24 protein-coding genes are annotated in these 24,884 nt (G+C 47.7%); 13 read left to right on the top strand and 11 right to left on the bottom strand.

Features of this window, described 5'->3' with window-relative positions:
* Positions 1-18: 18 nt before the first annotated feature.
* On the bottom strand, positions 19-453 hold the full coding sequence (locus tag FPZ42_RS07010) for a MauE/DoxX family redox-associated membrane protein (RefSeq protein WP_146269785.1): 435 nt from the start codon (positions 451-453) through the stop codon (positions 19-21).
* A 78-nt stretch (positions 454-531) separates the two neighbouring features.
* On the opposite strand from FPZ42_RS07010, the gene FPZ42_RS07005 reads away from it, so the two are divergent.
* Positions 532-3,222 (top strand): thiopeptide-type bacteriocin biosynthesis protein, encoded by a 2,691-nt coding sequence (locus FPZ42_RS07005; RefSeq protein ID WP_146269784.1) that lies wholly within the window; start codon positions 532-534, stop codon positions 3,220-3,222.
* Positions 3,223-3,407: 185 nt separating this feature from the next.
* Positions 3,408-3,695, top strand: a complete 288-nt coding sequence (locus tag FPZ42_RS07000) for a hypothetical protein (RefSeq protein WP_146269783.1) — start codon at positions 3,408-3,410, stop codon at positions 3,693-3,695.
* Between the two features lie 10 nt (positions 3,696-3,705).
* On the opposite strand, the gene FPZ42_RS06995 is transcribed toward FPZ42_RS07000, so the two are convergent.
* Positions 3,706-4,383 (bottom strand): LytR/AlgR family response regulator transcription factor, encoded by a 678-nt coding sequence (locus FPZ42_RS06995; RefSeq protein ID WP_146269782.1) that lies wholly within the window; start codon positions 4,381-4,383, stop codon positions 3,706-3,708.
* Positions 4,380-5,420, bottom strand: coding sequence for a histidine kinase (locus tag FPZ42_RS06990; protein ID WP_146269781.1), 1,041 nt, complete (start codon positions 5,418-5,420; stop codon positions 4,380-4,382). Before FPZ42_RS06990 ends, FPZ42_RS06995 begins: the two co-directional genes overlap by 4 nt.
* A gap of 57 nt (positions 5,421-5,477) precedes the next feature.
* Here FPZ42_RS06990 and FPZ42_RS19350 point away from each other — a divergent pair, with 57 nt between their 5' ends.
* Together FPZ42_RS19350 and FPZ42_RS06985 are read left to right on the top strand one after the other, a co-directional pair.
* Positions 5,478-5,609 carry a hypothetical protein gene (locus FPZ42_RS19350; RefSeq protein ID WP_261382246.1) on the top strand — a complete coding sequence of 44 codons (132 nt, stop codon included), beginning with the start codon at positions 5,478-5,480 and terminating at the stop codon, positions 5,607-5,609.
* Positions 5,610-5,611: 2 nt separating this feature from the next.
* Positions 5,612-6,607: a hypothetical protein gene (locus tag FPZ42_RS06985; protein ID WP_146269780.1), complete on the top strand. Its 996-nt coding sequence runs from the start codon at positions 5,612-5,614 to the stop codon at positions 6,605-6,607.
* Here FPZ42_RS06985 and FPZ42_RS19150 read toward each other — a convergent pair.
* A complete protein-coding gene (locus FPZ42_RS19150) occupies positions 6,585-6,722 on the bottom strand; it encodes a hypothetical protein (RefSeq protein WP_186458706.1) in 138 nt (45 codons plus the stop codon). The two genes, FPZ42_RS06985 and FPZ42_RS19150, sit on opposite strands and share 23 nt — an antisense overlap.
* A 170-nt stretch (positions 6,723-6,892) precedes the next feature.
* On the opposite strand from FPZ42_RS19150, the gene FPZ42_RS06980 reads away from it, so the two are divergent.
* Positions 6,893-7,135, top strand: a complete 243-nt coding sequence (locus FPZ42_RS06980; protein WP_146269779.1) for a helix-turn-helix domain-containing protein — start codon at positions 6,893-6,895, stop codon at positions 7,133-7,135.
* A gap of 217 nt (positions 7,136-7,352) precedes the next feature.
* Here the strand turns inward: FPZ42_RS06980 and FPZ42_RS06975 are convergent, their stop codons facing one another.
* From FPZ42_RS06975 to FPZ42_RS06965, 3 genes are read right to left on the bottom strand one after another with little or no spacing between them, the layout of a single operon-like run.
* The gene (locus tag FPZ42_RS06975) at positions 7,353-7,679 is read right to left on the bottom strand and encodes a hypothetical protein (protein ID WP_146269778.1); all 327 of its coding nucleotides are present in this window, start codon (positions 7,677-7,679) and stop codon (positions 7,353-7,355) included.
* A 9-nt stretch (positions 7,680-7,688) separates the two neighbouring features.
* Positions 7,689-9,065 (bottom strand): hypothetical protein, encoded by a 1,377-nt coding sequence (locus FPZ42_RS06970; protein ID WP_146269777.1) that lies wholly within the window; start codon positions 9,063-9,065, stop codon positions 7,689-7,691.
* A gap of 27 nt (positions 9,066-9,092) precedes the next feature.
* Positions 9,093-9,674, bottom strand: coding sequence for a Crp/Fnr family transcriptional regulator (locus tag FPZ42_RS06965; protein WP_146269776.1), 582 nt, complete (start codon positions 9,672-9,674; stop codon positions 9,093-9,095).
* A gap of 140 nt (positions 9,675-9,814) precedes the next feature.
* Here FPZ42_RS06965 and FPZ42_RS06960 point away from each other — a divergent pair, with 140 nt between their 5' ends.
* Both FPZ42_RS06960 and FPZ42_RS06955 read left to right on the top strand, forming a co-directional pair.
* The gene (locus tag FPZ42_RS06960; protein ID WP_146269775.1) at positions 9,815-10,468 is read left to right on the top strand and encodes a hypothetical protein; all 654 of its coding nucleotides are present in this window, start codon (positions 9,815-9,817) and stop codon (positions 10,466-10,468) included.
* 205 nt (positions 10,469-10,673) lie between these two features.
* Entirely contained in the window at positions 10,674-12,659 is a 1,986-nt protein-coding gene (locus FPZ42_RS06955; RefSeq protein WP_146269774.1) for an HRDC domain-containing protein, read from the top strand.
* Between the two features lie 54 nt (positions 12,660-12,713).
* On the opposite strand, the gene FPZ42_RS06950 is transcribed toward FPZ42_RS06955, so the two are convergent.
* The 3 genes from FPZ42_RS06950 to dinB are packed head-to-tail and all read right to left on the bottom strand — an operon-like array spanning position 12,714 to position 17,076.
* Complete coding sequence (locus FPZ42_RS06950) at positions 12,714-12,953, bottom strand: hypothetical protein (RefSeq protein ID WP_146269773.1); 240 nt, start codon at positions 12,951-12,953, stop codon at positions 12,714-12,716.
* Positions 12,954-12,964: 11 nt separating this feature from the next.
* Positions 12,965-15,913, bottom strand: a complete 2,949-nt coding sequence (gene dnaE / locus FPZ42_RS06945) for a DNA polymerase III subunit alpha (protein ID WP_146269772.1) — start codon at positions 15,911-15,913, stop codon at positions 12,965-12,967.
* A 5-nt stretch (positions 15,914-15,918) separates the two neighbouring features.
* The gene (dinB, locus tag FPZ42_RS06940) at positions 15,919-17,076 is read right to left on the bottom strand and encodes a DNA polymerase IV (RefSeq protein WP_146269771.1); all 1,158 of its coding nucleotides are present in this window, start codon (positions 17,074-17,076) and stop codon (positions 15,919-15,921) included.
* Between the two features lie 146 nt (positions 17,077-17,222).
* Here dinB and FPZ42_RS06935 point away from each other — a divergent pair, with 146 nt between their 5' ends.
* On the top strand, positions 17,223-17,711 hold the full coding sequence (locus FPZ42_RS06935) for a hypothetical protein (RefSeq protein ID WP_146269770.1): 489 nt from the start codon (positions 17,223-17,225) through the stop codon (positions 17,709-17,711).
* A gap of 17 nt (positions 17,712-17,728) precedes the next feature.
* Positions 17,729-18,535 (top strand): SOS response-associated peptidase, encoded by an 807-nt coding sequence (locus tag FPZ42_RS06930; RefSeq protein ID WP_146269769.1) that lies wholly within the window; start codon positions 17,729-17,731, stop codon positions 18,533-18,535.
* A 719-nt stretch (positions 18,536-19,254) separates the two neighbouring features.
* Here FPZ42_RS06930 and FPZ42_RS06925 read toward each other — a convergent pair.
* Complete coding sequence (locus FPZ42_RS06925) at positions 19,255-19,536, bottom strand: hypothetical protein (protein WP_146269768.1); 282 nt, start codon at positions 19,534-19,536, stop codon at positions 19,255-19,257.
* Positions 19,537-19,676: 140 nt separating this feature from the next.
* Between FPZ42_RS06925 and FPZ42_RS06920 the strand changes: the two genes are divergently transcribed.
* The 4 genes from FPZ42_RS06920 to mobC all read left to right on the top strand — a co-directional run bounded on the left by FPZ42_RS06920 (position 19,677) and on the right by mobC (position 24,586).
* Positions 19,677-20,603: a toprim domain-containing protein gene (locus tag FPZ42_RS06920; protein WP_146269767.1), complete on the top strand. Its 927-nt coding sequence runs from the start codon at positions 19,677-19,679 to the stop codon at positions 20,601-20,603.
* Between the two features lie 230 nt (positions 20,604-20,833).
* Positions 20,834-21,235 (top strand): plasmid mobilization protein, encoded by a 402-nt coding sequence (locus FPZ42_RS06915; RefSeq protein ID WP_146269766.1) that lies wholly within the window; start codon positions 20,834-20,836, stop codon positions 21,233-21,235.
* A complete protein-coding gene (locus FPZ42_RS06910; protein ID WP_146269765.1) occupies positions 21,223-22,521 on the top strand; it encodes a relaxase/mobilization nuclease domain-containing protein in 1,299 nt (432 codons plus the stop codon). Before FPZ42_RS06915 ends, FPZ42_RS06910 begins: the two co-directional genes overlap by 13 nt.
* 85 nt (positions 22,522-22,606) lie before the next feature.
* On the top strand, positions 22,607-24,586 hold the full coding sequence (gene mobC / locus FPZ42_RS06905; RefSeq protein WP_146269764.1) for a conjugal transfer protein MobC: 1,980 nt from the start codon (positions 22,607-22,609) through the stop codon (positions 24,584-24,586).
* Positions 24,587-24,884: the final 298 nt, after the last annotated feature.

Raw genomic sequence — 24,884 nt, 5'->3', positions numbered from 1 at the left:
GAAAATGATTGATTTTGCCTACTCTTTTCGAAGGTTTTCGGCTTTCCCCTTATATCGTTGGTACCAGGCCGTCGTGCTGATGGCTAGGAAAAATAGGTTGAAGATGAAATGGGTTTTCCAAGACATGTTCTTGAGCACACCGCCGCAGGAACAGGGCACGCGATCCCAAAAGCCCAGCAAGACAAGCGCAATGTATCCGGTAAAAACGGTCATTAGGATGGATGACAGGAGCAGGCCCCGTTCCTGCCACTTTTCATTAAGCAGCATCATTGCTGCAGCGACTAACTCGAAGAGCGGTACACCCAACCAGAGTACATCGGCAACTTCAGGTGGAAAATGCTGGTTATGCATCTCATGCCTGGCGGAAACGGGATTGATCAGCTTGCTTGCCGCCGCATATGTGAACAGCAGGACAAGCAAAGCGGGGGCAACGTTATGCAGTAGCTTTCTCATGTTGAGACAAAGTAAGACCCTATTCAAAAGCGAAAACAGTGGCAAAAGGGTAGTATACCCTTTACGGAGGGACCGGCTGTGAGCGTGTACCGCCTGCTCCCGGGCCTTGTACTGCGTGCGCCTTTTTACAGCGCCTCGCGTTATGCCCCTGTCCGGCTTGCATCGGTGCTCGGAACAGAAGTGTTCCGCCGTGCGGTGATGCTGGCAAGCCCTGCCCTCTACGCGGCGCTGGAAGCAAAAAGATTTGTGTTTGACCTGTTGACTGAGAAAGAGCGCTTCACCCTGATGAAGTACTATAATCGTATGTCTTTCCGGCCGGTTCCTTTCGGCGCTTTCGCCTCCTTTACGGTGACAGATTTCGGAACAGGGAATGCACAGGTAGATGAGGGCGAAGGAAAACTATTCCTGTGGTCTGAACCTGAACAGGATGATAGACGACTAGAGCTGAATCCGATGCTCTACCGGCGGGGTAAGGAATTTCGCTATGTTCGTCGGCATGATCAAAACGCTGCAGACCGCTACGTGTTCAGCCTGGATGCCATTGCAGCTGAGCCCCTGCTGGTCCGGCTTTTTGGTCTGCTCGAAAAAGGATTTTTAAAGGCAGAAGAGCTTATCTCCGAAATTGCTGCCTTAACCGGTTGCACAGCTGCGGAATCAGCAGATTATATAGGCTTTTTAACTGCTGAGGGACTGCTGATCAGCGAAGGTGCAGGTGAATTGATCAGGAATACTGCCGTGTTGAAGGGAGTAGGATATTCGGATTATGCCGTCTTAGAGCGGGATGGGGCTGGTGGACCTTCGGAGGCCGACCGGGAAGAACTGGAAGCAGGTGTCAGGGTCATACAGCTTCTTTCTCCGGGGACGGCCAGGCGGACAGCTCTGATCAATTTCCGAAAAGCGTTTGCCGACCGGTTCGGGGATCGCAAGGTACCGCTACTGCTTGCACTTGACCCTGATGCGGGGCTGACCTATGGGGACGATCACGCTCAGCCGGAAAATGAATGGACAGCTATTCACCGGTTATTTTTGAAACGCTGGATTCGTGAAGGTAAACAGGGACTGCAGGAGGAAATCGTGTTACACGAACTGGATCTGAATAATTTGGCTACTGATAAGGTTTTTTCGCCGACCGCTTCCGTGCTTTTCCGGAAGACCGGGGACGATCTATTGCTGGAACACGTTGGTGGAGCAACTGCAACAGCCCTTGCCGGCCGGTTCACGTTGTTCAGTGACCGCCTGTTGGAAATATGCCGTGACATCGTGAAACGGGAAGCTTTATCCAACCCCGGAGTGGTATTCGCGGACATCAGCTGTCCGAGCGGGCGACATGTGGATCATATCAATCTGCGCAGGCGCATCTACGATTACGAGATAGCCCTGGGCGCCTATCAAAGCGGGGAACATATACTGATGCCATCCGACCTGTTGTTGTCGGTAAGGGGCGATGAATTAATTTTAGAGTCTCAGCGTTTGCAAAAACGGGTGGTGCCGCGTCTGTCCTCTGCCTTTAACCCCCGGCATAACGGTTTAGGGATTTTTCGCTTGCTCTGCGACCTGCAGTACCAGGGGCAGGCATCAACGGGCTTTGACCTGGAGGCTTTGTTTCCGGGCATGCCGGCCTACCCAAGGATACGTTATGGCCGTTGTATCCTGGAGCCGGCCAAATGGCGGCTGCAGCAAGGCGAAATACCGGGCGGAATAGATGAGCTTCGTGAACTGCGGTTGCGGCTGAGCCTGCCGCGGCAACTGAGTTGTGGCACCGGTGACCAGAAGCTGATTTTCGACCTGTCCGATGAGGACGAGGCGCAGTTTTTTTTAAAGTTCGTGCAGAACATGGAAAAGGTTACGCTGACAGAATACCTGGCACCCGGTCGTTCGGTGATGTGCGGGCACCGGGAACTCGCAGGCCAGTACCTGGCTTTTTTGGCACATGATCAGGAAGTTTTTAAAAGGTCAACGACGCCGATCGCTCACCAATCTCCTCCATTGCAACGCCGATTTTTACCCGGATCGCAATGGCTCTACTTGAAATTATATGCTCAGGAGACCATGACAAACCGCGTGCTGCTTGATGTCGTCAGACCGGTCCTCCGTCAGGCTAAGGATGACTTTGACCAGTGGTTCTTTATACGCTATACGGACCCTGACCCACATATCCGATTGCGTCTAAGGCGCAAGGACCCGGCTTCCGGGCTTTTACTCGCCCTGATCGCCCAACGTGCCGGATCGGTCGGCAGCCTGGACCTGATCAAGTCCGTACAGGTTGAGCCCTATGAGCGTGAACTGGAGCGTTATGGCGCGAAACGTATGGAAGCGGTGGAGGCCGTCTTTGCTGCAGGCAGCGAATTGTCGATGGCGGCAATTGTCAAAGGCCTGCCGGAGATGTCTTTTGCACTGCTGACCGTCGCCCGGATGTGCGAGGTTTTCTTGCCTGACAAAGTGGAAAGGGTGCTTTTTGTTGGAAGAAGGGCAGATGCTTTTAAAGAAGAATTTAAAACAGAGAAGACCGAGCGCCTGGCGCTCGATGCGGATTACCGGGAGCTGCGGCCGGCGTTGGAATCTATTTTCCGGGAACGCCCGCTAAAGAAGCAGACCGGCAGACTGCTCGAAACCATTCAAAAGCTCGTGGCAGACGGTGACCGGAAACTACTGGCCGATCTCTGCCACATGCAGATCAACCGTTCATTCGCTTCCACACAACGCCGGAAGGAGATGGAGCTTTGGTATTTTCTACAGAAATGGCTCAAAAGGCCTGACCCTGCGGGTTGAGCCTCGTTGAAGAAATGCTTGCACGGGAAGTCAGGGCGTTGGATGGCCTGGTGGCAAAAGTTGCTGAGATCAGTTTTATCACGCTGTTATCTTAAGACAGCAGGTCTTCCTGTCGATCCGCCCCGATATGGTCAGTTTCAGCTTCGAATACTGATCAGCAAGAAGCGCTCTTAGCCAACCTAAAAATGTACATCAACTATACAGATGTTGCAATGCCTCCTGTTGATTGTGATCGGGCTTTGAAAGATCTTAAAAGTGGAGAAGAATCTTACCCGCTTACATCTCAATTGAAGCCGGGAAATTTTCGGTATCAGGCTAAAGGTTACGACCGGACCGATCGCAAATTTGAGATGGATATGCAAATGGAATTGACCGGGGCCTTTACAGTGGTGGTCGTTTGCATCGACGTAAAGTTTGCCGATGCCAGTTTTAACACGGTCTGGATTTACTTTTCTTGCAGCCGTTGCCGGTGATCGTATGCATTTAGCGTACTCCTAAGTAAGCCTTCAATGCTGATTGGTACTTCCTGCCAACCGGCACCTCAGTATGATCGTCCATGGTAAGCAAGCCCGGTCTGATACCGCTGATATGATGGCTATTGATGATGTGTGAGCGGTGGACGCGAACAAAAAATGATGGAAGATCTTTAAGTGCTTTATCCATGCTTTTATAGGCCATCAGCTTCCGGTCATTCAGGTGAAACTCCACATAATCCAACGCACCGGAGATGCGGATGACATCGTCTGCCGGAATCTGAACGACCTGGGCTTTCAAGGCATCCTTGATCAAAAGGGCCGGTGACGGATCACGGGCAGGAAGCCGCTCCATGATCCTCGCGGTACAACGAAGAAAACGTTCATGACTGACCGGTTTAAGTAAGTAATCTGCTGCTGCCTGCTCATATGCGTCGGCGGCATATTCTCGAAAAGAGGTCGTAAAGACGATAATGGTTTCTTTGGAGCATTTTTTTGCGAATTCCAATCCGTTCATGCCGGGCATATCAACGTCAACAAAAGCAAGATCCGGCGGAATGGCGGACAGCGCTTCCAAAGGGTTAAGATAAGTTGCGCTTAGTTCGAGGTAGGGCGTTCTTTGGATATAACGGGCCAGTATGTCGAGCGCGGCCGGTTCGTCATCGACAACGATACATTGTAACTTCATAATTTGATCATTAAGTAAGTTTCGAACTGGTTTTCCTGATCATGAACGCTGAGCGCGTATTGGTCCTTGCTATACATAAAGGAAAGTCTGGCCCGTAGGTTCTGGAGGCCTTGATGGCTCCTGATCACGGAACGAAGGCTTGACTTCTTCATATTTTGGCTTTTAAAGGAAAGACAACCATCGTTTGTCATGTCGACCCGAACGCTCGCAGGGTGATCTTGATCGGTCAGGTCTCCATGTTTGAATACATTTTCCAATAAGGTCAACAGGATGAGCGGGGGAATTCGGCGATCACCGGGATCTCCTGTGAATTCCATGTTCATTTGCATCCGTTTGCCAAAACGATAACGATTGATCTCCATGAGATTTTGCATTTGTTTCAGTTCTTCCAGCAATAAACTTTTATCTTCAGCAGCAGTATAGTCCATGCTGTACCTCAATAACTCCGAAAGCAGTACGATACATTGCGCAGCTTCCTCGGAAGTGTCCATGACCCGGCTGTACACAAAGTTCAGGGAGTTTAAGAGCAGATGAGGATTGATCTGTTGCCGTAGCAGCGCTTTCTCAGCCCTGTCTGCCTTAGCCCTGAATAACAGCATGTGACGGGGTGCCCAATAGAAAACTGCCAGCAGGAAAAAAAAACCGGCCCGGTATAAAGCGGTCATCACAAAAGTTAACACTTCGCCACGTCGGATATGAAGCCAGTTTTGACGAAAGTGCAGTTCCGGGTTCAGCAGTCCTTTGACAGTCAACAACAGGATCAGCAGACCGGCCATGCCCGCAAAACCGATAAAATATCGCGGGATCCTCCTGTCAAACGTGTATTGCAAGATTGTCGTTACACCGTAAAAGAAAGCTATGTTAACACCGTAATAGACGATGTATACCTTGGGTGGTTCAAGTTTACCGGTGAGGTAATAAAGCGTACAGAGTTCATAGGTGATGTATATCAGCCAGCATAAAGCGTGGACCACAAATTTGCGAAGCAACGCCGGGGAGTCTTTGTTGTTGTTAATATGGAAAAAGCGTGCGTTCATAGAAAAAATTTCAGGTTTAGGCTTGTGTTGGGTAATTTAAATCAAAATACAAAATATATGAAAAAGACCATTGCTCTTCCAAAGAAAAAAACAATGACCAAACACAAATTTGCGCCGGTAAAGGTTAATGCTTTTCCAACTGATACCGACCCGACAAGTACGCTTTCGCTGACCACGACCCATTTTTAAACATGGAACTTCGGGACGAACTGCAGGCATTACGCGCATTGATCGCTGATCGGTCAGCTTTTCTTCCCGGAGACCTGGAAAAGGTTACCGCAGCCATCCAGCAAAATTGGATGGCTGCTGCTTTTCAGGATGTCAGCGATGAATGCCTGCGCCGTTATTTTAGTGATCATCTTAAAGTGTTATCCTCACTTTCGGAACGATGCGGGAAAGAAGGGGAAGACCAGATACAGGAAGCGCTTTTATCGCTGATTGACGGACTGCTTGATTCAAGACGGTCACTTCTGAATGAGAACCTGTTTTGTCCGCCAGCCTTTATCCGTCGGGAATTTGCCCGGATAGGTGAACATTTAAAAGGCTGGCATTGTCCGCTACCATCAATTCCGTCGGATTGGTTAAGCGTTTTTCTGGGATCCTGGGACAGTCTTTCCCTGACCTTTGGCCAGGTCCGTTACCTGACTGTTTTCATAGTCGGACTCGGGAAGGCGCGTACGGAACCAGAGACACTGTGTTATCTGGTGACAGAAAATTTTAACCATACCGGACTGTTCCGGTCGCTGACCCTCACGATCAAGGGTGATGATCTTGCAGATCTAGCGCGCCTGCGTTCATCGTTGCGGGCTATCCCGGTCAGGCAGGGGGCCGCGTTTGACCCATCATGGTGTACTTTAAAGGAAATGATCGTAGGGTGGCTGGATGAAGAAATTGCGCTGCGGCACGAAGCGCCGGCTACCTTGCAGGAAAAATTGCATTTGAATACTTCGGTTGCTCACCTCGCATGCCTGCTCCGCCTGTTTTATGAAGAAGGCTTTTTATTTGAAACATCCCTTACCCGAATATTCCGTCAGGTGAACGGTAATATCCGTACAAAGAAACAATCGCTGATATCTGAAGGAAGCTTATCGAAGGAGTTTTATGCCACTGATCAGCATACAGCCGGTCGCGTTCGTGACCTACTGCAGCGAATGCTGGTGCGCCTTAACCGGAAGTTCTTTCCATAGACAGGTCATGCAAAAGGTAACCCAAGTCCTCCTTCTCCAGGAAGGAAACCAACTCTGCCAGCCAGTGGAAACTAAACTCAGGTCGCCTGATCAATGCTGACCTTTCTTCCGCCAAGATTTGCGACAAGGTATTGAATCCCAACTCATAGCAAGTGTTGCAAAACGCTTCGCTAAATCCGAGGTCGTGGATGGAACGTTCTAAGACAGCGATTTTTTTCATATGACAAGATAAGTAAAATCGCTCATATATGAGCTGAATAATTTTTTTTGATTAGCTGAAATTCGATGCCGATGTACGATCGGGCGGAGGAAATCAATAAGCTATTTGGAAGAAAGCTACGTGAAATCAGGAATAGCCAAAAGCTATCCCAATATGAGTTATGGCTGATCTCCGGGATAGCGACCTCACAGATCGGTAAGATCGAACGCGGCACCGGCAACCCTACCTTAGCAACCATCGTTTCACTTGCCAGAGCGCTTAAGGTGCCGTTCGACGACCTCATGCCCAGAGAACTCTTAAAAGATTGAGCGTTGGAAAAACCATCTCATGATCAAACCTGGTATTTTCAGGTTAATGCTGTTACGGGCGCTACACGAAATCCCTTTACGATCACTTTCCGACACATTTCTTCCGGTCCGGAAGGTCAAGCTCATTTGACCAGAGCGTTTTAATACCATCAAAAGAGATCTGACCAGTCAATTAAAACGGACGGATGGATTACGCGGGAATGCACAGATCTGATGGTCACTTCTTGACCTGAGGTGGTCGGTATGGTAATTGATATCGCTCTTTGTCAAAGATCATTGCACGCCATTCCCAAAAATGCCAAAGCTTGATTTTAAAGGTACGGTATAGCTTTGGGTCGATCTTTGCGTCATCTGGATGTGATTCTAAATACCACTTATACAGTGTTTTAGCCATTTTGAAATCATGCCCGCTGCCTTCTTCTTTAAACTTAAACTTGCCATTGTAATTCGTATAGGCATATCCCTCGTCCAGCAAATAGGAGATAGGAGTGAAGTTCGCGATCAGCACGATACCAATGGCTGTTAGTAAGATCAGTTTTTTCATAGCGAATTTTTAATTACATGGCCCATGGTTCTTCCCAACGGTTCCGCCGTTAACATTGGCATTTCCGGCGTTTCCGACGCTACGGATAGAATTGCCGAGAGCAGAAGGCATCATGCCGGTCATACCAAGTCCCATATTGCCGTTCGGGTCGGGTAGCTTGATACCACCGGCCAGGCAGGCGTTGTAAACAAAGCTGGTGCAGTTATACTGGGTCAGGTCGTAGGTATCCGGCGGGTTGCTGACAAAATTCACGATCTTGGAAAATTCCGACGCGATGATCGGATAGGAGATGCTGACATTATAAGACAAACCGCTATTATCAAGGATCTTGGATGGTGCATGCATTTTTGCCTTGCCGGTCGCGTCAGGGTAGAAACCGATAACTTGCGTGATAGATTGTCCGTTATAGGTCTTTGTCAATCCGATTGCAGTATGGCCAACGGAATTGGTGCCGACATTGAAGGGAAGCCCCGGCGCAGGCTCCTGAACATAGACCGTGATGGTCATTTTAGAACCGATGTCGGGCAGTGATCCGAAACAGCTCATATACGCTTTGGGGTCGATCCTGGAGTTGTTTTCACCCGGAAGATCAGCAACGGGCGGCGCGCTATCGGAACTTCCGCCGGATCCACCACCACCGCCCGCATAATCGCCGCCGGATCCGGATGGGCCTCCGGCATCCGAAAGCCCGTCAGAAATGACGGAATAGGTGCATTGCCTTGAAGCGAAAACCACGACCTCTCCATCAGCATTAACATAATTGTCTTCGTTCCAGCTGCAGATCTCCTGAACGGGAGTGAGGGCGATCCCAATGCTTTGGTTCTTCGCTTTGCTTTCCTTTCGATCACTTTCCAAAGGTTTGATCTCGCCGCTTACCTGCCCATTGATATAGATATACCCTTTGATCAAATGGTAATTGGTGTCATAAAAGAAGATCCTGCCGTAAAAATCCTTTCTTGTAGCGCTTCCTTTCCGCTGTAGGTAAAGCGCATCCGGTAAGATCTCCAAGATATAGGCATGAAGATCGCCTTCCTTTTTTGTGATCAGCAACTTACGATAACCGATGGCGTAACCATGACTTTTAAGTTTTCCTTCTAAGGCGATCAAGCCATAAGAAAGCTCATTTGTCGCTGCAGAGGTATATCGCCCCCAGTCTATGTTTAATGGCTTTCGCGTCAGGTTATCGTCTGCCATATTTCGGGACGCCCCGTCGTTGTTAGCAGTGTATTTTTCAAACCAGGTTTGCGCTTCTTCCCGGGGCAGAATGCTAAAACTATCGTCAGGTGTTTGCTGATCAATATCTTTTTTACAGGAGGTCATACAGATCGAAATGTAAAATAGATAACACATCAAACTTTTTATCCTGTCAATATTGGGTCTGTTCATAAGCTAAACGTTGGTGAAAAAATTGATCTATGTCAAAACAGTCTTTCGGGCGCGCACCCGGCTAAGCGTCTCCGGCGTTATCCCGAGGAAGCTGGCCACCTGGCTTAGCTTTGCGTTCAACAATACCTGCGGATATTTTTTCAATAACAGGTTGTAGCGTTGTGCGGCAGACATCGTCCTCAGGATAATGGTGCGCTCCTCGGACATCATGTAGTATTTTTCAGTGACGATGCGACCAATGTAATTGTATTCCGGAAAATCTGCATAGATGGATTGAAGCTGGTTCCATGTCATGGATAAAAGTGCACTATCTGCAAGCAATTCGATATTTTCCGGTGCAGGTTGCTGGGTATAGAAGCTGTAAACAGAGATCATCAGGTCGCCTTCACCCATAAACCAGGTAGTACATTCCTTGTCCCCATTGTAGTGAAAAGCACGTGCGAAACCTTTGTTGATAAAATAGATTTTTCTGGAGGTCTCACCCTCACGCAGTAACAAGTATCCTTTTTGATGATGTTCTTCTTTGAGCGTATCGCGGAAACGCTGATCCAAAGCAGCACTGAAAGGGGCAATAAAATTTAACAGGTTCAACAGCTTATCCGCATTCATGCTTTTTTTGATTTACGTCAGTGATTCGCAAATACCTTAAAGTTACCTTGCAGTTAATATTTATACAATTATTAACTATTAGTTTGTGTAGATTATTGTGTCGTTTTAAAATTTGTCCTTCAATTCGTAATCTTCTTTATATGGAAAATGAAAGCTACCCATTTGCCAGGTTAGATCAGGTCGTTGATGATCTGCTAAATTTGTCAGCCGATGAACACCCGAATCTGCAGGAAGCCGAAAACATCCGGCAGTATTTTTTAAAAGAGATCAGAATGGTCTATCAGCAGCTCAAAGCCGATGTATTTAAAAGGAATTATATGGACAACAGCGAAGCGGTCATCAGCGCTTATCTCAAAAACCTCAGTTACCTGATCAGTGACCTTCGCGCATTTGTATCGGCAATTGATGACGACAGATCATTGAACGGTTTGGCATCGGACATTTTAAATGGCCTTGAAACTTTAGAAGCAGAGATCTCCTGGCGCTTTGCCAGCCAGCTAAAAGGTCTGAAGGAAAATGCAAATGTAGATAAGGCGTCCATAAAGGTGTTATGCAATCTTAGCGTAGACCAGATCGGGCTGCTGTTGAAAGCTGCAGATGAGATACGACTATGCTCGGCCAAGTCGTTCAGCCAACTGTTGCGGCATATCGTCCCTTATCTGTCAACTGACCGCATGGAAACGTTTTCCTGGAAAAGTGCACGTTCGAGTACCTACAAAGTAGAGGCGCATGATATTGAAGTTACCCTAGAAGTACTGCAAAAGCTCATGGCTAAGATCAAAGATTATTATTAATTGCATCCGGTGTTCAGTCTGGTGTCATCAGTACGCTGTTGGGGGAACTTTATTGCCAATCAATAGCCAAAGTGAATTATTTTATGCAGACGTTTCCGATTGAAGGTTTGTCAGAAAGGTCCTTTTTCATACAAAATCTTTTAATTGATCAACTTTAGAAAAATATTACCTGCTCAGCCGATCATGTAATGCTTAGATTTGCATAATGGAGCATGCATTGTTGGATTTGGCCAATGCTTATATCGATTCGACCAATGCCCTGGTTTTTTTGACGGGCAAGGCAGGAACAGGTAAAACGACGTTTTTACGGCAGATCAGGCAGACCTCGACAAAAAAGCTTGCTGTTGTTGCGCCGACCGGCGTAGCCGCGATCAATGCGGGCGGAATGACGATACATTCTATGTTCCAATTGCCTTTTGGCCCCTTGCTTCCCGGGCTTGCCGAAGGTCCGGAAAATAAGTATGATCCTGAAAAGCGGGAACTCTTACAAACCCTGGAACTGCTGATTATTGACGAGATCAGTATGGTCAGGCCGGATGTCCTCGACCAGATCGACATGATCCTGCGCAACCTCAGGGGCAATACTTTTCCCTTTGGTGGTATTCAGTTGCTGATGATCGGAGATCTGGCACAGCTCAGCCCGATCATTCGCATGGAAGAGTGGCCATTGCTACGGCCCTATTACGATTCTCCCTATTTCTTTAGCAGCCAGGTCCTGAGGAAACACACCTTTGTGCGGATCGAGTTAGAAACGGTATACCGCCAAAGTGACCCGGTCTTCGTGAAAATATTAAATGCCATTCGCGACCAGGAGATAAGTGAATCCGCACTTGAAATATTAAACACCCGCCATATCCCGGACTTTATACCCGGAACTGATCAACCGTTTATTACACTAAGTACCCACAACCGTATGGTTCAGGAATTAAATGCTGAGAGGCTTGGGGCGTTAGATGGTGACGAAATAAGCTACAGGGCGGTCGTTCGGGGTGAATTTCCGGCAGACGCCTTTCCGACAGATACCATGTTGAAACTAAAGGTAGGTGCACAGGTCATGTTCGTCAAAAATGACAGTTCAGCGGAAAAACGGTATTATAATGGTAAGATCGGCTCCGTTACCAGGCTGGAGACAGATACGGTCTATGTCACTAGCCCTAACGGGCAGGAATTGGCAGTACAGGCGGTAGAGTGGACGAATATTAAGTACGAGTTGACCGGCGATACCGTCAGCGAGGACAATGCCGGTAGTTTTGCGCAGATCCCCCTGAAACACGCCTGGGCCATTACGGTCCATAAAAGCCAGGGTTTGACCTTTGACAGGGCCATTATTGATGTTAGCGAAGCTTTTACACATGGGCAGGCTTACGTTGCGCTGAGTCGTTGTCGTTCCTTGGAGGGGCTGGTGTTGCGTAGCCCGGTCACCATGAGAAACGTAATTGCCGATCCCGCAGTACTGCGCTTTAATGCACAAACCGTTCACTTGTCTGCGAACAGGCAAACCCTTGTGCAACACCAGGAGGAATACCGCCTTTTCCTGTTGTCCGAACTTTTTAATTTCAGCACCTGGAAAGAGCACGTACTGAAATTTAAGGAACTGATGCCGAACGCAGAAACCGAAATACTGTCGGTTGCTGAAAAAATGTCGGCTGCTTTGGCTATGTATTCGGACGAGCGTATTCGTAAAGCTTCAAACTATTTTAAGGAAAAACTGGAATTGATGACCGCTGCACTGCAGCCGGGATTGCCGGGCCTTGTCGGAACTTCCAGGGAACTGGCTGCTGATGCCGATCAGCTCCTTCAGTGGATAATTGACAGATGCGCCCTGCTTGAGCAGTTCAGCTCAGCGACTTTTAGCACGAGTGTTTATTTGGAAACACGGCGTAAAAGTACCAAGTTAAGTAACTCCCTGCTTAAAAAACTGAACGCCAGACCTAATGAAGAGCTATTGGAACAATTGATGAACTGGCGGGAACGGACAGCACAATCAGAAAATATCTTGGGCAGCATGCTTTTCACTGAACAGACAATAGCCCTCGTCGCCGCAAAACTACCCCAGACACTCAAGTCACTGAGTGGGATCAAAGGGGTAGGGCCGGAAAAGACTAACCGCTATGGCGCAGCGATCCTGACCATGATCCGGGCATATGAAGAGCAACGCAATGGGGCAACAGAGCAGGTGCGCTTATTTTAACTTGAAGATCCGCAGGATTTGGGTGGGGATGTATTGTACACAGCGATATCTACATCAACGAATTTTCTTATTGAGGTGTTCACCAATAATGGTAAGGTCTTGTGCAGTGAAATGAGTATCACCGATCGCATAGTAGACCCTGTTGCTTTGACGGGTGATATAACCTTTAAAGTAGCCTTCGCTGGTCACCATGAAAGAAGGACCAGGTTCACCCGGCATCGCTTTTCGGTCAAGTTGCAATTCGGTTTCCGCTTGTTCGCCGCTGAGCCGGCATTTGATGGTTATCCTTTCCATGATGTCGTTTTTTAGGAAATAACTGGGTTAGGCAATATGGGTAGTTTAGCAAACCTGAGCACTTCCAGGCTAGCAAATCCGAATTCTTCCACGACCTTACCCAGGATCAGGTAACAGCCCTTACCCCGAAAAGGATACATAGGTGTATGGTTCGGAAAATGAACAGTGTCAAAACTGTTGCCTTCGGCATCAAGAAAATTACCAAACCACATCCGCTGGTTCTTCTTGGTATGCACGGTCTTTTCGCAGACATATTGCCCGACCATGCGGATCGTCTGTCCGATATGATTGATCAGATCATTCGCCATGATGTCGCCCCGGTAACCGGTTTGCAGCAGCTCAAACATAGTCATGCTCAATGGGAATCCAAGTAGCTCTAGCTCGTGATAAGCATTTTCCAGTCGCGTATTGACGAGTACCGGCAGCGCATAGTTTTTTGCATCGATAGTGAAAAGTTCGGTATTGATGTTGCCGGGTTTTGTTCTGGCGCCCATCAGCAGGTGGATCTCCCATAACAGTTCTTTTTTGCTTTTATGAGTGAACCGCAGCGCACCGACCCGGATGAGGATAATGCCCTGTTCGAGGCCGATGTTTGTCCGCTTGACAAGATCTTCGAGACCTGTGTACGGGCCGTTCGTCCTTCGCTCTTCGGGGACCAGCTCGATAAACCTTTCATTGAGGCCATGGATGCCGACGAGGCCGAGATAAACATCTGCGCCGCTGATGTTCACCAGGCTGTCACTGTGGTTGACACAGGGCAGGTGAACAATGCCGCCACATTTCTGCAATTCCTGCACATAAAGGGCACGGTCATAGAACCCGCCATAATTGTTGAGTACGCCAACCATGAACTCCCTCGGAAAGTAGGTCTTGAGGTACAAACTCTGATAACTTTCAACGGCAAAGCTGGCAGAATGTGCTTTGGAAAAGCTGTAACCTGCGAAAGAGGATACCTGCCGCCAAACTTCTTTGACAATATGATCCGGGCGACCAAGTTTTTTAGCTTCTTCGTGGAAGCGTTCTACAAGACGTTCAAATTCTTTCTTAGATCGGTACTTGCCGCTCATACCCCTTCTTAAGATGTCAGCGTCCGCGCCGTCCATACCTGCAAAGTGGATACAGATCTTGATGACGTCTTCCTGGTAGACCATGACGCCATAAGTGTCCTTTAATCGTTCTTCCATTACCGGGTGGAGGTATTTGACCTTGTCCGGATGGTGATGGTTCCTGATGTATTCAGCCATCATGCCCGAACTGGCAACGCCCGGACGGATGATGGAGCTGGCGGCGACCAGGACACGATAGCTGTCACATCCGAGCTTGCGGTTGAGCTGGATCATAGCGGGCGACTCGATGTAGAAACAGCCCTTGGTATTACCGGTCCTGAGGTTGAAGTTCACCTTTGGGTCATTCATAAAATCCTTGACCTGATGGATGTCGATCTTGCGCTGCTGGTTCTCTTCCACGAGTTTGACAGCCATTTTGATGTGGCCGATGCCGCGCTGGCTAAGGATATCATACTTATCAAAGCCGATTTTCTCGGCTTCATACATATCCCATTGTACGGTGGCCATGCCCTTAGGCGGCAGGTCCAACGCGGTGTAATAAGTGATCGGTTCTTCTGTGATCAAAACTCCGCCGGCATGTATGGAACGCTGATTGGGCATATTGGCCATGCGTTCGTAAATAGCGACGATCTTCTGAAAGGTAGTATTGTTTTGGTTAATTGCCGCCCGTGTCTGATCAGTAAAACCGTCGATCTCCGTTTTAGGCAGGCCCATAACCTTGCCGATCTCGCGGATAATGCTGCGGTCCTTGAACGTCGACATGGTGCCGAGCAATGCGGTATGTTGGCTGCCATAGCGTTTGAAAATGTAATCCTGCACATCTTCCCGTTCATCCCAAGAATAATCGATGTCAAAATCCGGAGGTGAGGTGCGCTGCGCATTGAGGAACCGTTCGAAATAGAGATCGAGTTCGATAGGATCAACGTCGGTTATCTTCAGGCAATAAGCCACAATGCTATTGGCGCCAGAACCGCGGCCAACGTGATAATAACCCTGCGAACCGGAGTAACGGATGATATCCCAGGTGATCAAAAAATAAGCGCAGAAATCGAGCTCATAGATCACTTTCAGTTCATGCTTGATCTTCGTAAGCGCTTGCTTGTTGGATCTGCCGTAACGGTATTCCATTCCGGCCAAGGCCAGCTTTTCCAAAAGTTCCCGGTCATTCTTTTTATAACCCGTAAAGGTACGGCGATTTAGGTTGACACGTCCTTTCGGATAGTCCATGACGCAGGAGTTCATCAGGTTACGGGTATTATCGAGAATAAAGGGATACCTGGAAAACCTGGCTTCCAATTCACCAGCCGGAAAAAAACGATCTGTTTTTTGGCATTTATCTGCTTCCGTCACTTCCGTAAGTACAACATTGAGATCGATGCCGCGTAGGTATTCATGCAAACGGTATTCGATCTTGTCGTTGATGAAGACGGGTTGCAGGCAAAGCAGTTTTTCCTTGATATTGCGCAGGTCTTTTCCAAACAAGCTGTTGAGTTGCTCATGGCGAATGCCGAGGTATTCATTTGTTTTTAGGCTTCCATGATGCTTACCGTAAGGATATACCGTATAAACATTTAAAAATTCTGGGGCAGTGTCCGGCAAAGGTTTTTGCTCCAAATTATGCTCGGTGAGGAAATCATTTAACTCCTTCATACCTTCTTTGTTGCGGGCGATACCTAAGTACAACAGCTGCTTAGCCTTCCGGAATTCCATTCCGGCAATGGGCTTAATGCCTTTTTCGTTGCATTCGCGCATGAATTCCATGATACCGGTGGAATTATTGATATCAGAAAGGACCATCTGCGTCACGCCACTTGATATGGCTTCTTCGACCAAAGCCGGGATAGACATGGTTCCGTACCGCAGACTATATTGAGAATGGACATTCAGGTACATGAGATTCAAATATCAAGGTTGATCACAGAGGCGGGTTTAATGGCGTCCGGCCCGAACCTTCTCCGGATCCTGTCCATCGCTTGGCAAAGGCTGTACTGTTGTTCAGATCCGGCATAAAGGTCGATCTGTTCAAATCCGTTTACCAGGTTTGACAGGCGGATGCCGACGAGGCGGATCAGGAGCCGTTTCTGGTAAGCCTGTCTGAAAAGTTCCTTGGCCTTTGTGATGAGCGGTGCATCAAGGGCAGTGTAAGGGATACTAGCTTGTTTGGTCACGTCCTCACGTGTTGAGTAACGAATGGTGACAGTAATGCACGCAGTTTGCTTGTGTTGCTGACGCAACTCAAAAGCAAGGTCCATCACCATAGCGGTCAGCAAGTGGTTGATCGATGTCAGGTCGATACTGTCATTCTTAAATGTACTTTGCGTACCGATGGATTTTTGTTCGTGATAAGGGATGATCGGTGAATCATCTATACCCTTGGCTTTTTGCAATAGCCCAATCCCGTTCTTCCCTAAAATACTGTTCATGTATTCAGGATGGACCTGCGCCAGCTCGTAGATCCGCCTGATGCCCATGTCGCTCAATTTGATGAATGACTTTTCGCCCAGACCAGGTATCTTTCTTATTGACAGTGGGTTCAAAAAAGGCTGTACTACGGGCTTTTCAATATTTAGTTCACCGTTAGGTTTGCACTCATTTGTAGCCATTTTAGAAACCGTTTTGTTGACAGAAAGGCCGAAAGAGATTGGTAGGGCCGTCTCTTTCATGACCCTGACACGGAGTTCCCTGGCATATTTGAGCGTACCAAAGTGCTTATCCATGCCGGTCATGTCGATGAAGTGCTCATCGATACTGGCCTTTTCAATAAGCGGTACATTTTCCTTTAGGATTTCAGTGATCTCATGGGAAGCTTTGGAATACTCGTCCATATTACCGCGTACCCATACGCCGTGCGGGCAAAGCATCCTGGCCATACGTGCTGGCATTGCCGCATGGATGCCGAACTTCCTGGCCTCATAGCTGCAGGATGTCACAACGCCCCGGTCTGATAGACTGCCGATGATCACGGGTTTGCCCCTCAGTTCGGGATTTTTCCGGACCTCGACGGACACGAAAAAAGCGTCTTGGTCCATATGAATGATCTGGCGGTCTGTGCGCATTTTACATCAATTTCTTCGCTTAAAAACGATCAGTTGTGGATTACCTTAAGTTGTTTATTTCTCCGTTCAAGAAACGTCATGCAAAACTAATACTAAAAATATTAGCAATTAATTTATATTTGAAAATAAATTTTAACGTTAGCTAAATGGCTGATAACTTGTTTTATAATCCTTTTTTACGGATCAGGGAGGACACTGTCACTAAACTGATGGCTGCTGGTCGATCATTTGTGGTCATCCAGCGGTTCCCATGGCCTGGAATGCACTTGCAGCAAACTTTTTTGTTGTCTGCTTATGCTGTTGAATCTGAAGCGCATTACCATGAGACGGCACTCGGCAGCAAGGAAGGTAAAATGCAAAACCTTTTGTTGACGGATCATTACCGGTCGGTTTTGAAGCTGCTTAAAACAGGATCGGGTATTAATCTGTTCTTCAATGGCACCATAGATAAAAAGCATGAGCAGCGTTTGCAGAAAGCTTATCAGAAGGCAGTTTCGACTTACATTCATGGAATTAAAATGAAAAAGGAGGATCATTTTGATGTCCGTATATTTGTAGAATATGGTCGTTTAAAAGCTGAGATAACCTCCGGTGAACAAAGCCACACCGCTCTTTTTTACGACATGATCAAGTAATTTATATTTCAATTTTTATGTGCAGGGATATCAGCTTTCATTCCGAGATACAGGTGATCACAGAGGATTTTAAGGGTATTCAACTAGCCCCAGATCCTGCTCACTATCCGAATGACATGATCCATGTGACCTGCGAGGTTTTGCCAACTTATCCGATCGTCGTCAACCGTAAGGCATTGGTGCTGGCCAATATGGGCTGGGGGGTGATCAACACCTGGATACAAGATCCGCGGGAGCGGCAATTGCAGCGCTCGAATATGGTCAACGCACGTTCTGAACGCATCATCGGTGATAAGAAGTCATATTGGCACCGGATACGTCAAAATCGCTGTCTTATACCAGCGACAGGCATTTATGAGCACCGGGAAGTCAAGGGATACAAGAACAAGATCCCGTATCATATCAGCCTGGAAGGGCGAAAGGGATTTTATGTACCAGCGCTTTATCAGGTTAGTCAGGAAGTTGATCAACACACAGGAGAACTGTATAACATGGCCACATTTACGATGATCACCCGGCATGCCAATGAAAAAATGCGGTGGATCCATAACTCTGGTGACAACAGGCATCGCATGCCCTTGTTTTTAACGCCCGAAATGGAAAAGGCATGGGTATTGGATGACCTGAGTGATGATGATATGGACGAGTTCTTTCATTTCGAAATGCCTTCAGAAGCTATCGCACATCACCCTGTTTATTCCATCCGAAGCCGGAAACCTAAACCGGATGGTATTGTCCCCAATGGCTTTTATGACTGGGGCAAGAAGCTGCCGGAATATGGACAGGATGATCCGCCGACTGCTGAACAGACCTCGTTGTTTTGAATTATAAGAACCAATGAGTAAAACCACCTAATGATACAGGGAAGTCTATGTTGACATATTGCGAGCTTGGTGCTGACGGTAGCGGCGCGGCTGACCTGATGATATAGTTTATCCTGGCTTCTGAAACAGCGGTAAAAACTTTCGTCAATATATTGAAAGGTTAAATGATCCGGGTGAGCAGGAGGGTGATTGACGTCATAGAAAATAAGAGCTCACTATAGACCGCGCACAACAGGTGAAAATACAATTTTGATCTGTCTTCATCCATTGCGGAAAAGCCGGTTCGCCTGCGCTTTAGGCGCTGCGCGCACACAGCTGCGGTTCACCCGCTTTTTGCGCTGTTGCAACAGCCGTTGTTTTGGTTACGCTTCGCCTGCGCAGACGGCTGACGCCTTCCTGCGCCGACACAAAACAAAGGCAGTTGCTGTTTCAGCTATTATGTTCTTGTAAGCTTAGGTCTCCGGAAATAGAAATAGGTCGCATGATTTTGAAGCTTCCGGACAGGCGCTCAAAAAGTAAGTCGATGGATTTATTTTTCCCGGTTTAAAAGCCAAATCATTATCTTTGTTGATAACGTAAGTGCGCCTTGCATTTACATTGTGATAAGGTTTAGGTTGAAGTCTCCTGCAGCGAGTGTTCGGAGACTTCTTATTTTGATAGATCAGGTCCTCTTCCGGTCGGTAGGTGAAATCAACGCCGGTCTTCCAAAGGGTGTCATTTTATTTACTGACCAAACCTTTCATTTTTTCGTTCAGTTCTTTAAGCCCGGCTTTTTTAAGGCACTCATCTACGAAAGCTCGCAATTCTTCCTTGTCTTCACCTGGAATAAATGCAAGGAGTTCCTTTCCTTCGCTGTCATTCTCCAGTCCGTTCTGTATTAAACTGTTCAATAGCAGAACCGCTTTGCGGCTTAACTTCAGGTCCAGTTTGATCGCTTCATTCATTCCCGGACTGCACAATAGGGTCTCATACACCGTCCCTAACACATTTGTCGTTGCCATAAGTGTTTTATTTTAAAATTAATTATTACCTCAAAGGTCGTTGGTTACGATGTAAGTATCCTACCCAATATTTGGGGAGGATGGGCGAATTTTAATTGCGTGTTCTACTTTTGATTATTGTTAACAGTAAAGGATAAGGGATGGAAAGGAATGACAATAAAGTGGAGTCGTTAACACGGATCCGTGAACTGGACTTGCCGGCACTTCTGGATGCTATGGGATACCCGGTGGTCAAGCACCGTAAAAACAATACAGACTTTTGGTACCTGTCGCCTTTGCGCAATGAAAGGACAGCTAGTTTCCACGTCAATTTGTTGACCAACGAATGGTTTGATTTCGGGCTGATGGCCGGCGGTAATCCGCTTGACTTTTGCCTTCGATATTACCGGTGTTCATTGCCGGAATTGTTGGAGCGTTTCGCGAGCTATAATGATACGCCGTCATTGGTCAAATATGATCGATGTCTGCATGAAGGACGCGTTGAAATGGACAGCAAATTGGTGGTTAAAGAAGTACGGCCATTGTATGCCTATCCGATCAAAAATTATTTGCATGACCGATGCATTTCTTTGTCGGTAGCAGCTATTTTTTGCAAGGAAGTTTCTTACGAGATTGAGGGCCATGCTTATTATGGTATCGGCTTTCAAAATGATGCCGGGGGTTGGGAGATACGCAATAAAAAATTCAAGCAAAGTTCCTCGCCGAAAGACATTACTTGCCTGGGTAACGGCGCCCGTTCCGTGCATGTTTTTGAAGGCTTTATGGACTTCCTATCTTACTGTAGTATCCACCCTGGCGAGCCATCGCGTGCGGTTGACCATGTGGTGCTTAATGGTGCAGGTTTATTTGACCGCGCGATCCCTTTCTTGATGACGCACGAGCACATCAACCTATGGCTCGACAGGGATGTCACCGGGTTGGCTTACCGGGACTACGCCTTGGGTTTAGATTCCCGATTCATTGACCGAAGCGGGATTTATGAGAAATTTAAAGACTTGAATGAATGGCTGGTGCACGGTGGAGAAATACCTCGTTTGCGACAAAAACTCGGCTTGCGGACTATTTAGCTTTTAAGTTTTTCTGGATTGATTTAGATTTTTTCCCTCACCGGATAAATCTTTAAGCACGCTCATTTTGCGTGCGGCCAGATGTACAGTTGTTTAACAACAACTGGATCTGGCCGCCCTTCCTCGGAACTCGGGGGCGGGTGAATGCCGGATCTTGGTAAGTTTTAAGTTTGTTGTTGGGTTTTGATTTCTGGTTTTTATCTAATGAATAGGATTTTTGGAGGATTAAGATGTGTGAGCGGGATAAGTATTCAGCAGCGGGGCGTAAGCGGATCATCGGTTTACGCCTGACAGAAGATGAGTTTAGTGAGCTGGAAAAGAGCTGGAAGGGCAGTACGATCAGGAAGCTTTCCGAGTTCGTGCGGCGGCTGCTGTTCGGCAAGCGGATCACGGTCTACAAGCGCAACAGATCAGCGGATGAATTGCTGGAAGAACTGATCATTTTGCGACGGGAACTGCATGCGATCGGCGTGAACTTTAACCAGGCGGTCCACCGCTTGAACAGGACAGATCATTCCCAGCACATGCAGGCCTGGTTGGAGCAATTCAATTCGGATCGCGACCGGTATTTTGAACTGTTCGGAGCGGTCCGGTCAAAGATCAATTCTATCAGCGCCCAATGGTTGCAGTAGTGCATACGCATCGGAGTTTAAGAGCGTGTTTAAACTATAACGAGCAAAAGGTGAAGACCGGTTTTGCGGCGTGTTTGGACGCCGGTTTTTATCCAATGGAGGCAGCTGATCTGAACTTTCACCAGAAATTGCGCCGACTGGAAATGTTGACGACGTTGAACCAGCGGACGAAGGTAAATACCCTCCACGTCTCCCTGAATTTTCACCCGTCGGAAAAGCCCTCCGAAGAATTGCTCAAAGAGATCGCAGCCAACTATTTGGAGAAAATAGGTTTTGGCGGTCAGCCTTATTTGTTATACCAGCATTTTGATGCTGGGCACCCTCATATCCACCTACTGACAACCAATATAAAAGCGGATGGTACCGCCATCCATATGCATAATCTTGGCCGTAATCAGTCCAAAAAAGCACGTGAGGAGATCGAATTGAAATATGATCTGGTTCAGGCTGTAAACGCACAGCAAGATGCTGCGCTTCGCTTTAAACCGGTCGATGTGCGGCGTGCGCGCTACGGCAGAATGGAAACGAAAAAAACAATGAGCAGCATCATCAACGTCGTCACAGATCAATACTGCTTTTCTTCCCTGGCACAACTCAATGCAGTACTGGGATTGTATAACCTGGTGGCCGATCCCGGTACCGAAGACTCCAGGATCAAACAGCATCAGGGCCTGGTATTCCGAATGCTGGATGGTCAGGGCGAGAAGGTCGGTGTGCCGATCAAAGCAAGCGACTTTGCCGGCAAGCCGACTTTAAAAAACTTAAGGGAAAAGTTTATAAAGAATGAGCCGCTGAAAACAGGGCGTAAAAGCCGGGTAAGTAATATGATCAGCATGGCTTTCTTGACAAATGTAAACTCCATTGATGCACTAAGTGTTGCACTGCGCCAAAAGGGTATCGATCTGGTCGTTCGCCAAAATCCACAAGGGGTCATATATGGGTTGACCTTTGTCGATCACGAACAAAAAGTCGTGTTTAATGGAAACGAATTGGGCAAAGGATTTAGCGCGAAGGCCATACTGGATCGCTGCACTGATCGGATGACCGGTGAGGGAAAAAAACAAACTGTGGTAACTGCTGAGGGGGCCGGCCAGCCGGGTAGGGAAGGTGTTGGGAATGCGACCGGAGATTGCGCCGGGTCGCAGGAAATAGCTCATGTTGATCATGGTGTTTCGCGATTCACTGATGCCCTGATCGTGGACGGCGAGCAGACGGCTGCGATGGATTGGGAACTGAAACGCACGAAGCGAAAGAAAAAAAGGCGGATCAGGTTATCTGCAGGTTAGTATTTTATGGGTGACCTGGAATGATGATGCCATCTTGGGTAGGCTTGGGGCGAAATTCAAAAACGGAAAGATAGGAGGGGATAAGATGGGTACGGGAGAAAATGATCAGGCGTTGCGCAAGATCCTGGACATGACCAGGCTGATCAGTGTGGCGGTGTTATTATTGCATTTTTACAGGGAATGTTATGGTGCTTTTGTAGCTTGGCACCTGGCGTCTGGACTGACAGACCGACTGATGGTCAATGTTGTAGCCACCGGGTTATTCAGCAGCTTCCTAAACCCAAAATTAATTAGCCTGGTATTTTTGATGATCGCATTGATCGGTGTCAAGGGCAGGAAGGATGAAAAACAGACCTGGAAGACGGCTGTTTTATATATCGCGACCGGCCTTATTTTATTTCTGACAAGTTACTTGGCTTTATCGGTGAAGGAGAAAGCACAAACAGTTGCCTTGGCTTATATGGCCTTGACCGGATCGGGTTACCTGCTGATTTTGAGCGGTGGCACGATGTTGTCCCGTATCATCCGGGATAGGCTGGCTGGCGATATCTTTAACCGCGACCAGGAGACCTTTCCGCAGGAGGAACGTTTGTTGGAAAATGAATTCTCCGTTAACCTGCCGACGACGTATGTTCTGAAGGGTAAGATACGGAATGGCTGGATCAATTTGATCAATCTGTTCCGTGCACTGGTGGTACTCGGTTCTCCCGGATCGGGTAAAAGCTATTTCATCATCCGGCATGTGATCACCCAGCATATCCGAAAAGGTTTTGCCATGTTCGTCTACGACTTTAAAATGCCTGACCTAGCGGTGATCGCTTATAATACCTGGCTGAAGTATAAAAAGGATTATGAGGTGCAACCCAAGTTCTATTCGATCAATTTTGACGACCTTTCAAGAAGCCATCGTTGTAACCCGCTTGATCCATCTGCGATGCTCGACCTGACAGATGCGGTGGAATCTGCCCGAACCATCCTGCTCGGCCTGAACCGGGAATGGATCAAGAAACAGGGGGACTTTTTTGTCGAGTCGCCGATCAACTTTCTAACCGCGATCATCTGGTATCTGCGAAAATATAAAGATGGGAAATTTTGTACGTTGCCGCATGTGATCGAGCTGATGCAGGCGGACTATGATAGCTTGTTCACTTTATTAGGTACACAAAAAGAAATTGACTTGCTGATCAATCCGTTCATCAGTGCCTACAAGCGGGACGCTGTCGAACAACTGGAGGGGCAGATCGCCTCTGCCAAGATCACCATGGCGCGCATCGCTTCCCCGCAATTGTACTATGTGCTCTCGGGAAATGAGTTTACATTGGACATCAATGACCCGGCAGCGCCGAAGATCGTCTGCATGGGCAATAATCCGCAAAAGATACAGGTGTATGGCGCAGTACTATCGCTGTTCACCAACCGCCTGCTAAAGATTATCAACCAAAAAAATAAGCTAAAGTGCAGCCTGGTGTTTGACGAATTTCCGACACTAACGACGGATATTATTCCAACAATAAGCACCGGTCGAAGCAATTTGATATCGACGACCCTGGGCATCCAGGACGCCAGCCAACTGCGTAAAGATTACGGAAGGGAACAGGCCGACGTGATCATGAACATCGTCGGGAATATGGCGGTCGGTCAGGTATCCGGCGATACGGCAAAATTGGTGTCAGAAAAGATCGGGCGCATCATGCAGGAACGGGAAAGTTTGTCCATCAATCGCAACGATACCTCCATCAGCCGCTCCAGGCAACTGGAAGCCGCAGTACCGCCCTCGCGGATCGCTGCGCTTAGTTCCGGCGAGTTTGTTGGCCTCGTTGCAGATAATCCGGATTGTAAGATCGAATTAAAAGCTTATCACGGAGAGATCGTCAATGACCATGAAGCATTAAAAAAGGAGATCGATAGCTACAAGCCCTTGCCTGAAATAAAAAAGATCAATCCGGCTGTAGTGGAGCGAAATTACCTGGACATCAAAAAGGATATCAAAAATATAATTGAGCTGGAAATGGAACGTTTGCTAAGTGATCCATCCCTTTCCCACCTGATCATTCGCAAAAGATAGCGGCAAATAAAGCATAATGCTTTTATTTTCTGATTAATTATAGGTCGGAAAAGAACTTTCCCGCCCGATCTGTCCCGGTCATCGATACCACATAGTAAAGGACGAATACGCTTTGGTCCAGTCTTGCGAATTTACTCCATGTACCCCGCTGGACACATCTCGTTCAGACACGAACAGTAATTTACGAGATGCTCACATTCGGCATGGCGATCTGCGGTCTCTTTAAGATCACTTTCGCTCCGCTCTCCGCAGGAGCAAGCCCGTTTAAGCATAGCAAAAACATGGTTTGCTCCTAAAC

Source organism: Mucilaginibacter achroorhodeus (assembly GCF_007846095.1).
GTDB classification, from domain to species: Bacteria; Bacteroidota; Bacteroidia; order Sphingobacteriales; family Sphingobacteriaceae; genus Mucilaginibacter; species Mucilaginibacter achroorhodeus.
This window is presented reverse-complemented; position numbering and strand designations above follow the sequence as displayed.

Bases quoted from the DNA above. Each gene is read 5' to 3' on its own strand.
- FPZ42_RS07010 (WP_146269785.1), bottom strand. From the start codon at position 453: ATGAGAAAGCTACTGCATAACGTTGCCCCCGCTTTGCTTGTCCTGCTG.
- FPZ42_RS07000 (WP_146269783.1), top strand. From the start codon at position 3,408: ATGTACATCAACTATACAGATGTTGCAATGCCTCCTGTTGATTGTGAT.
- FPZ42_RS06995 (WP_146269782.1), bottom strand. From the start codon at position 4,383: ATGAAGTTACAATGTATCGTTGTCGATGACGAACCGGCCGCGCTCGAC.
- FPZ42_RS06990 (WP_146269781.1), bottom strand. From the start codon at position 5,420: ATGAACGCACGCTTTTTCCATATTAACAACAACAAAGACTCCCCGGCG.
- FPZ42_RS19350 (WP_261382246.1), top strand. From the start codon at position 5,478: ATGAAAAAGACCATTGCTCTTCCAAAGAAAAAAACAATGACCAAACAC.
- FPZ42_RS06985 (WP_146269780.1), top strand. From the start codon at position 5,612: ATGGAACTTCGGGACGAACTGCAGGCATTACGCGCATTGATCGCTGAT.
- FPZ42_RS06980 (WP_146269779.1), top strand. From the start codon at position 6,893: ATGCCGATGTACGATCGGGCGGAGGAAATCAATAAGCTATTTGGAAGA.
- FPZ42_RS06975 (WP_146269778.1), bottom strand. From the start codon at position 7,679: ATGAAAAAACTGATCTTACTAACAGCCATTGGTATCGTGCTGATCGCG.
- FPZ42_RS06970 (WP_146269777.1), bottom strand. From the start codon at position 9,065: ATGAACAGACCCAATATTGACAGGATAAAAAGTTTGATGTGTTATCTA.
- FPZ42_RS06965 (WP_146269776.1), bottom strand. From the start codon at position 9,674: ATGAATGCGGATAAGCTGTTGAACCTGTTAAATTTTATTGCCCCTTTC.
- FPZ42_RS06960 (WP_146269775.1), top strand. From the start codon at position 9,815: ATGGAAAATGAAAGCTACCCATTTGCCAGGTTAGATCAGGTCGTTGAT.
- FPZ42_RS06955 (WP_146269774.1), top strand. From the start codon at position 10,674: ATGGAGCATGCATTGTTGGATTTGGCCAATGCTTATATCGATTCGACC.
- FPZ42_RS06950 (WP_146269773.1), bottom strand. From the start codon at position 12,953: ATGGAAAGGATAACCATCAAATGCCGGCTCAGCGGCGAACAAGCGGAA.
- dnaE (WP_146269772.1), bottom strand. From the start codon at position 15,913: ATGTACCTGAATGTCCATTCTCAATATAGTCTGCGGTACGGAACCATG.
- dinB (WP_146269771.1), bottom strand. From the start codon at position 17,076: ATGCGCACAGACCGCCAGATCATTCATATGGACCAAGACGCTTTTTTC.
- FPZ42_RS06935 (WP_146269770.1), top strand. From the start codon at position 17,223: ATGGCTGATAACTTGTTTTATAATCCTTTTTTACGGATCAGGGAGGAC.
- FPZ42_RS06930 (WP_146269769.1), top strand. From the start codon at position 17,729: ATGTGCAGGGATATCAGCTTTCATTCCGAGATACAGGTGATCACAGAG.
- FPZ42_RS06925 (WP_146269768.1), bottom strand. From the start codon at position 19,536: ATGGCAACGACAAATGTGTTAGGGACGGTGTATGAGACCCTATTGTGC.
- FPZ42_RS06920 (WP_146269767.1), top strand. From the start codon at position 19,677: ATGGAAAGGAATGACAATAAAGTGGAGTCGTTAACACGGATCCGTGAA.
- FPZ42_RS06915 (WP_146269766.1), top strand. From the start codon at position 20,834: ATGTGTGAGCGGGATAAGTATTCAGCAGCGGGGCGTAAGCGGATCATC.
- FPZ42_RS06910 (WP_146269765.1), top strand. From the start codon at position 21,223: ATGGTTGCAGTAGTGCATACGCATCGGAGTTTAAGAGCGTGTTTAAAC.
- mobC (WP_146269764.1), top strand. From the start codon at position 22,607: ATGGGTACGGGAGAAAATGATCAGGCGTTGCGCAAGATCCTGGACATG.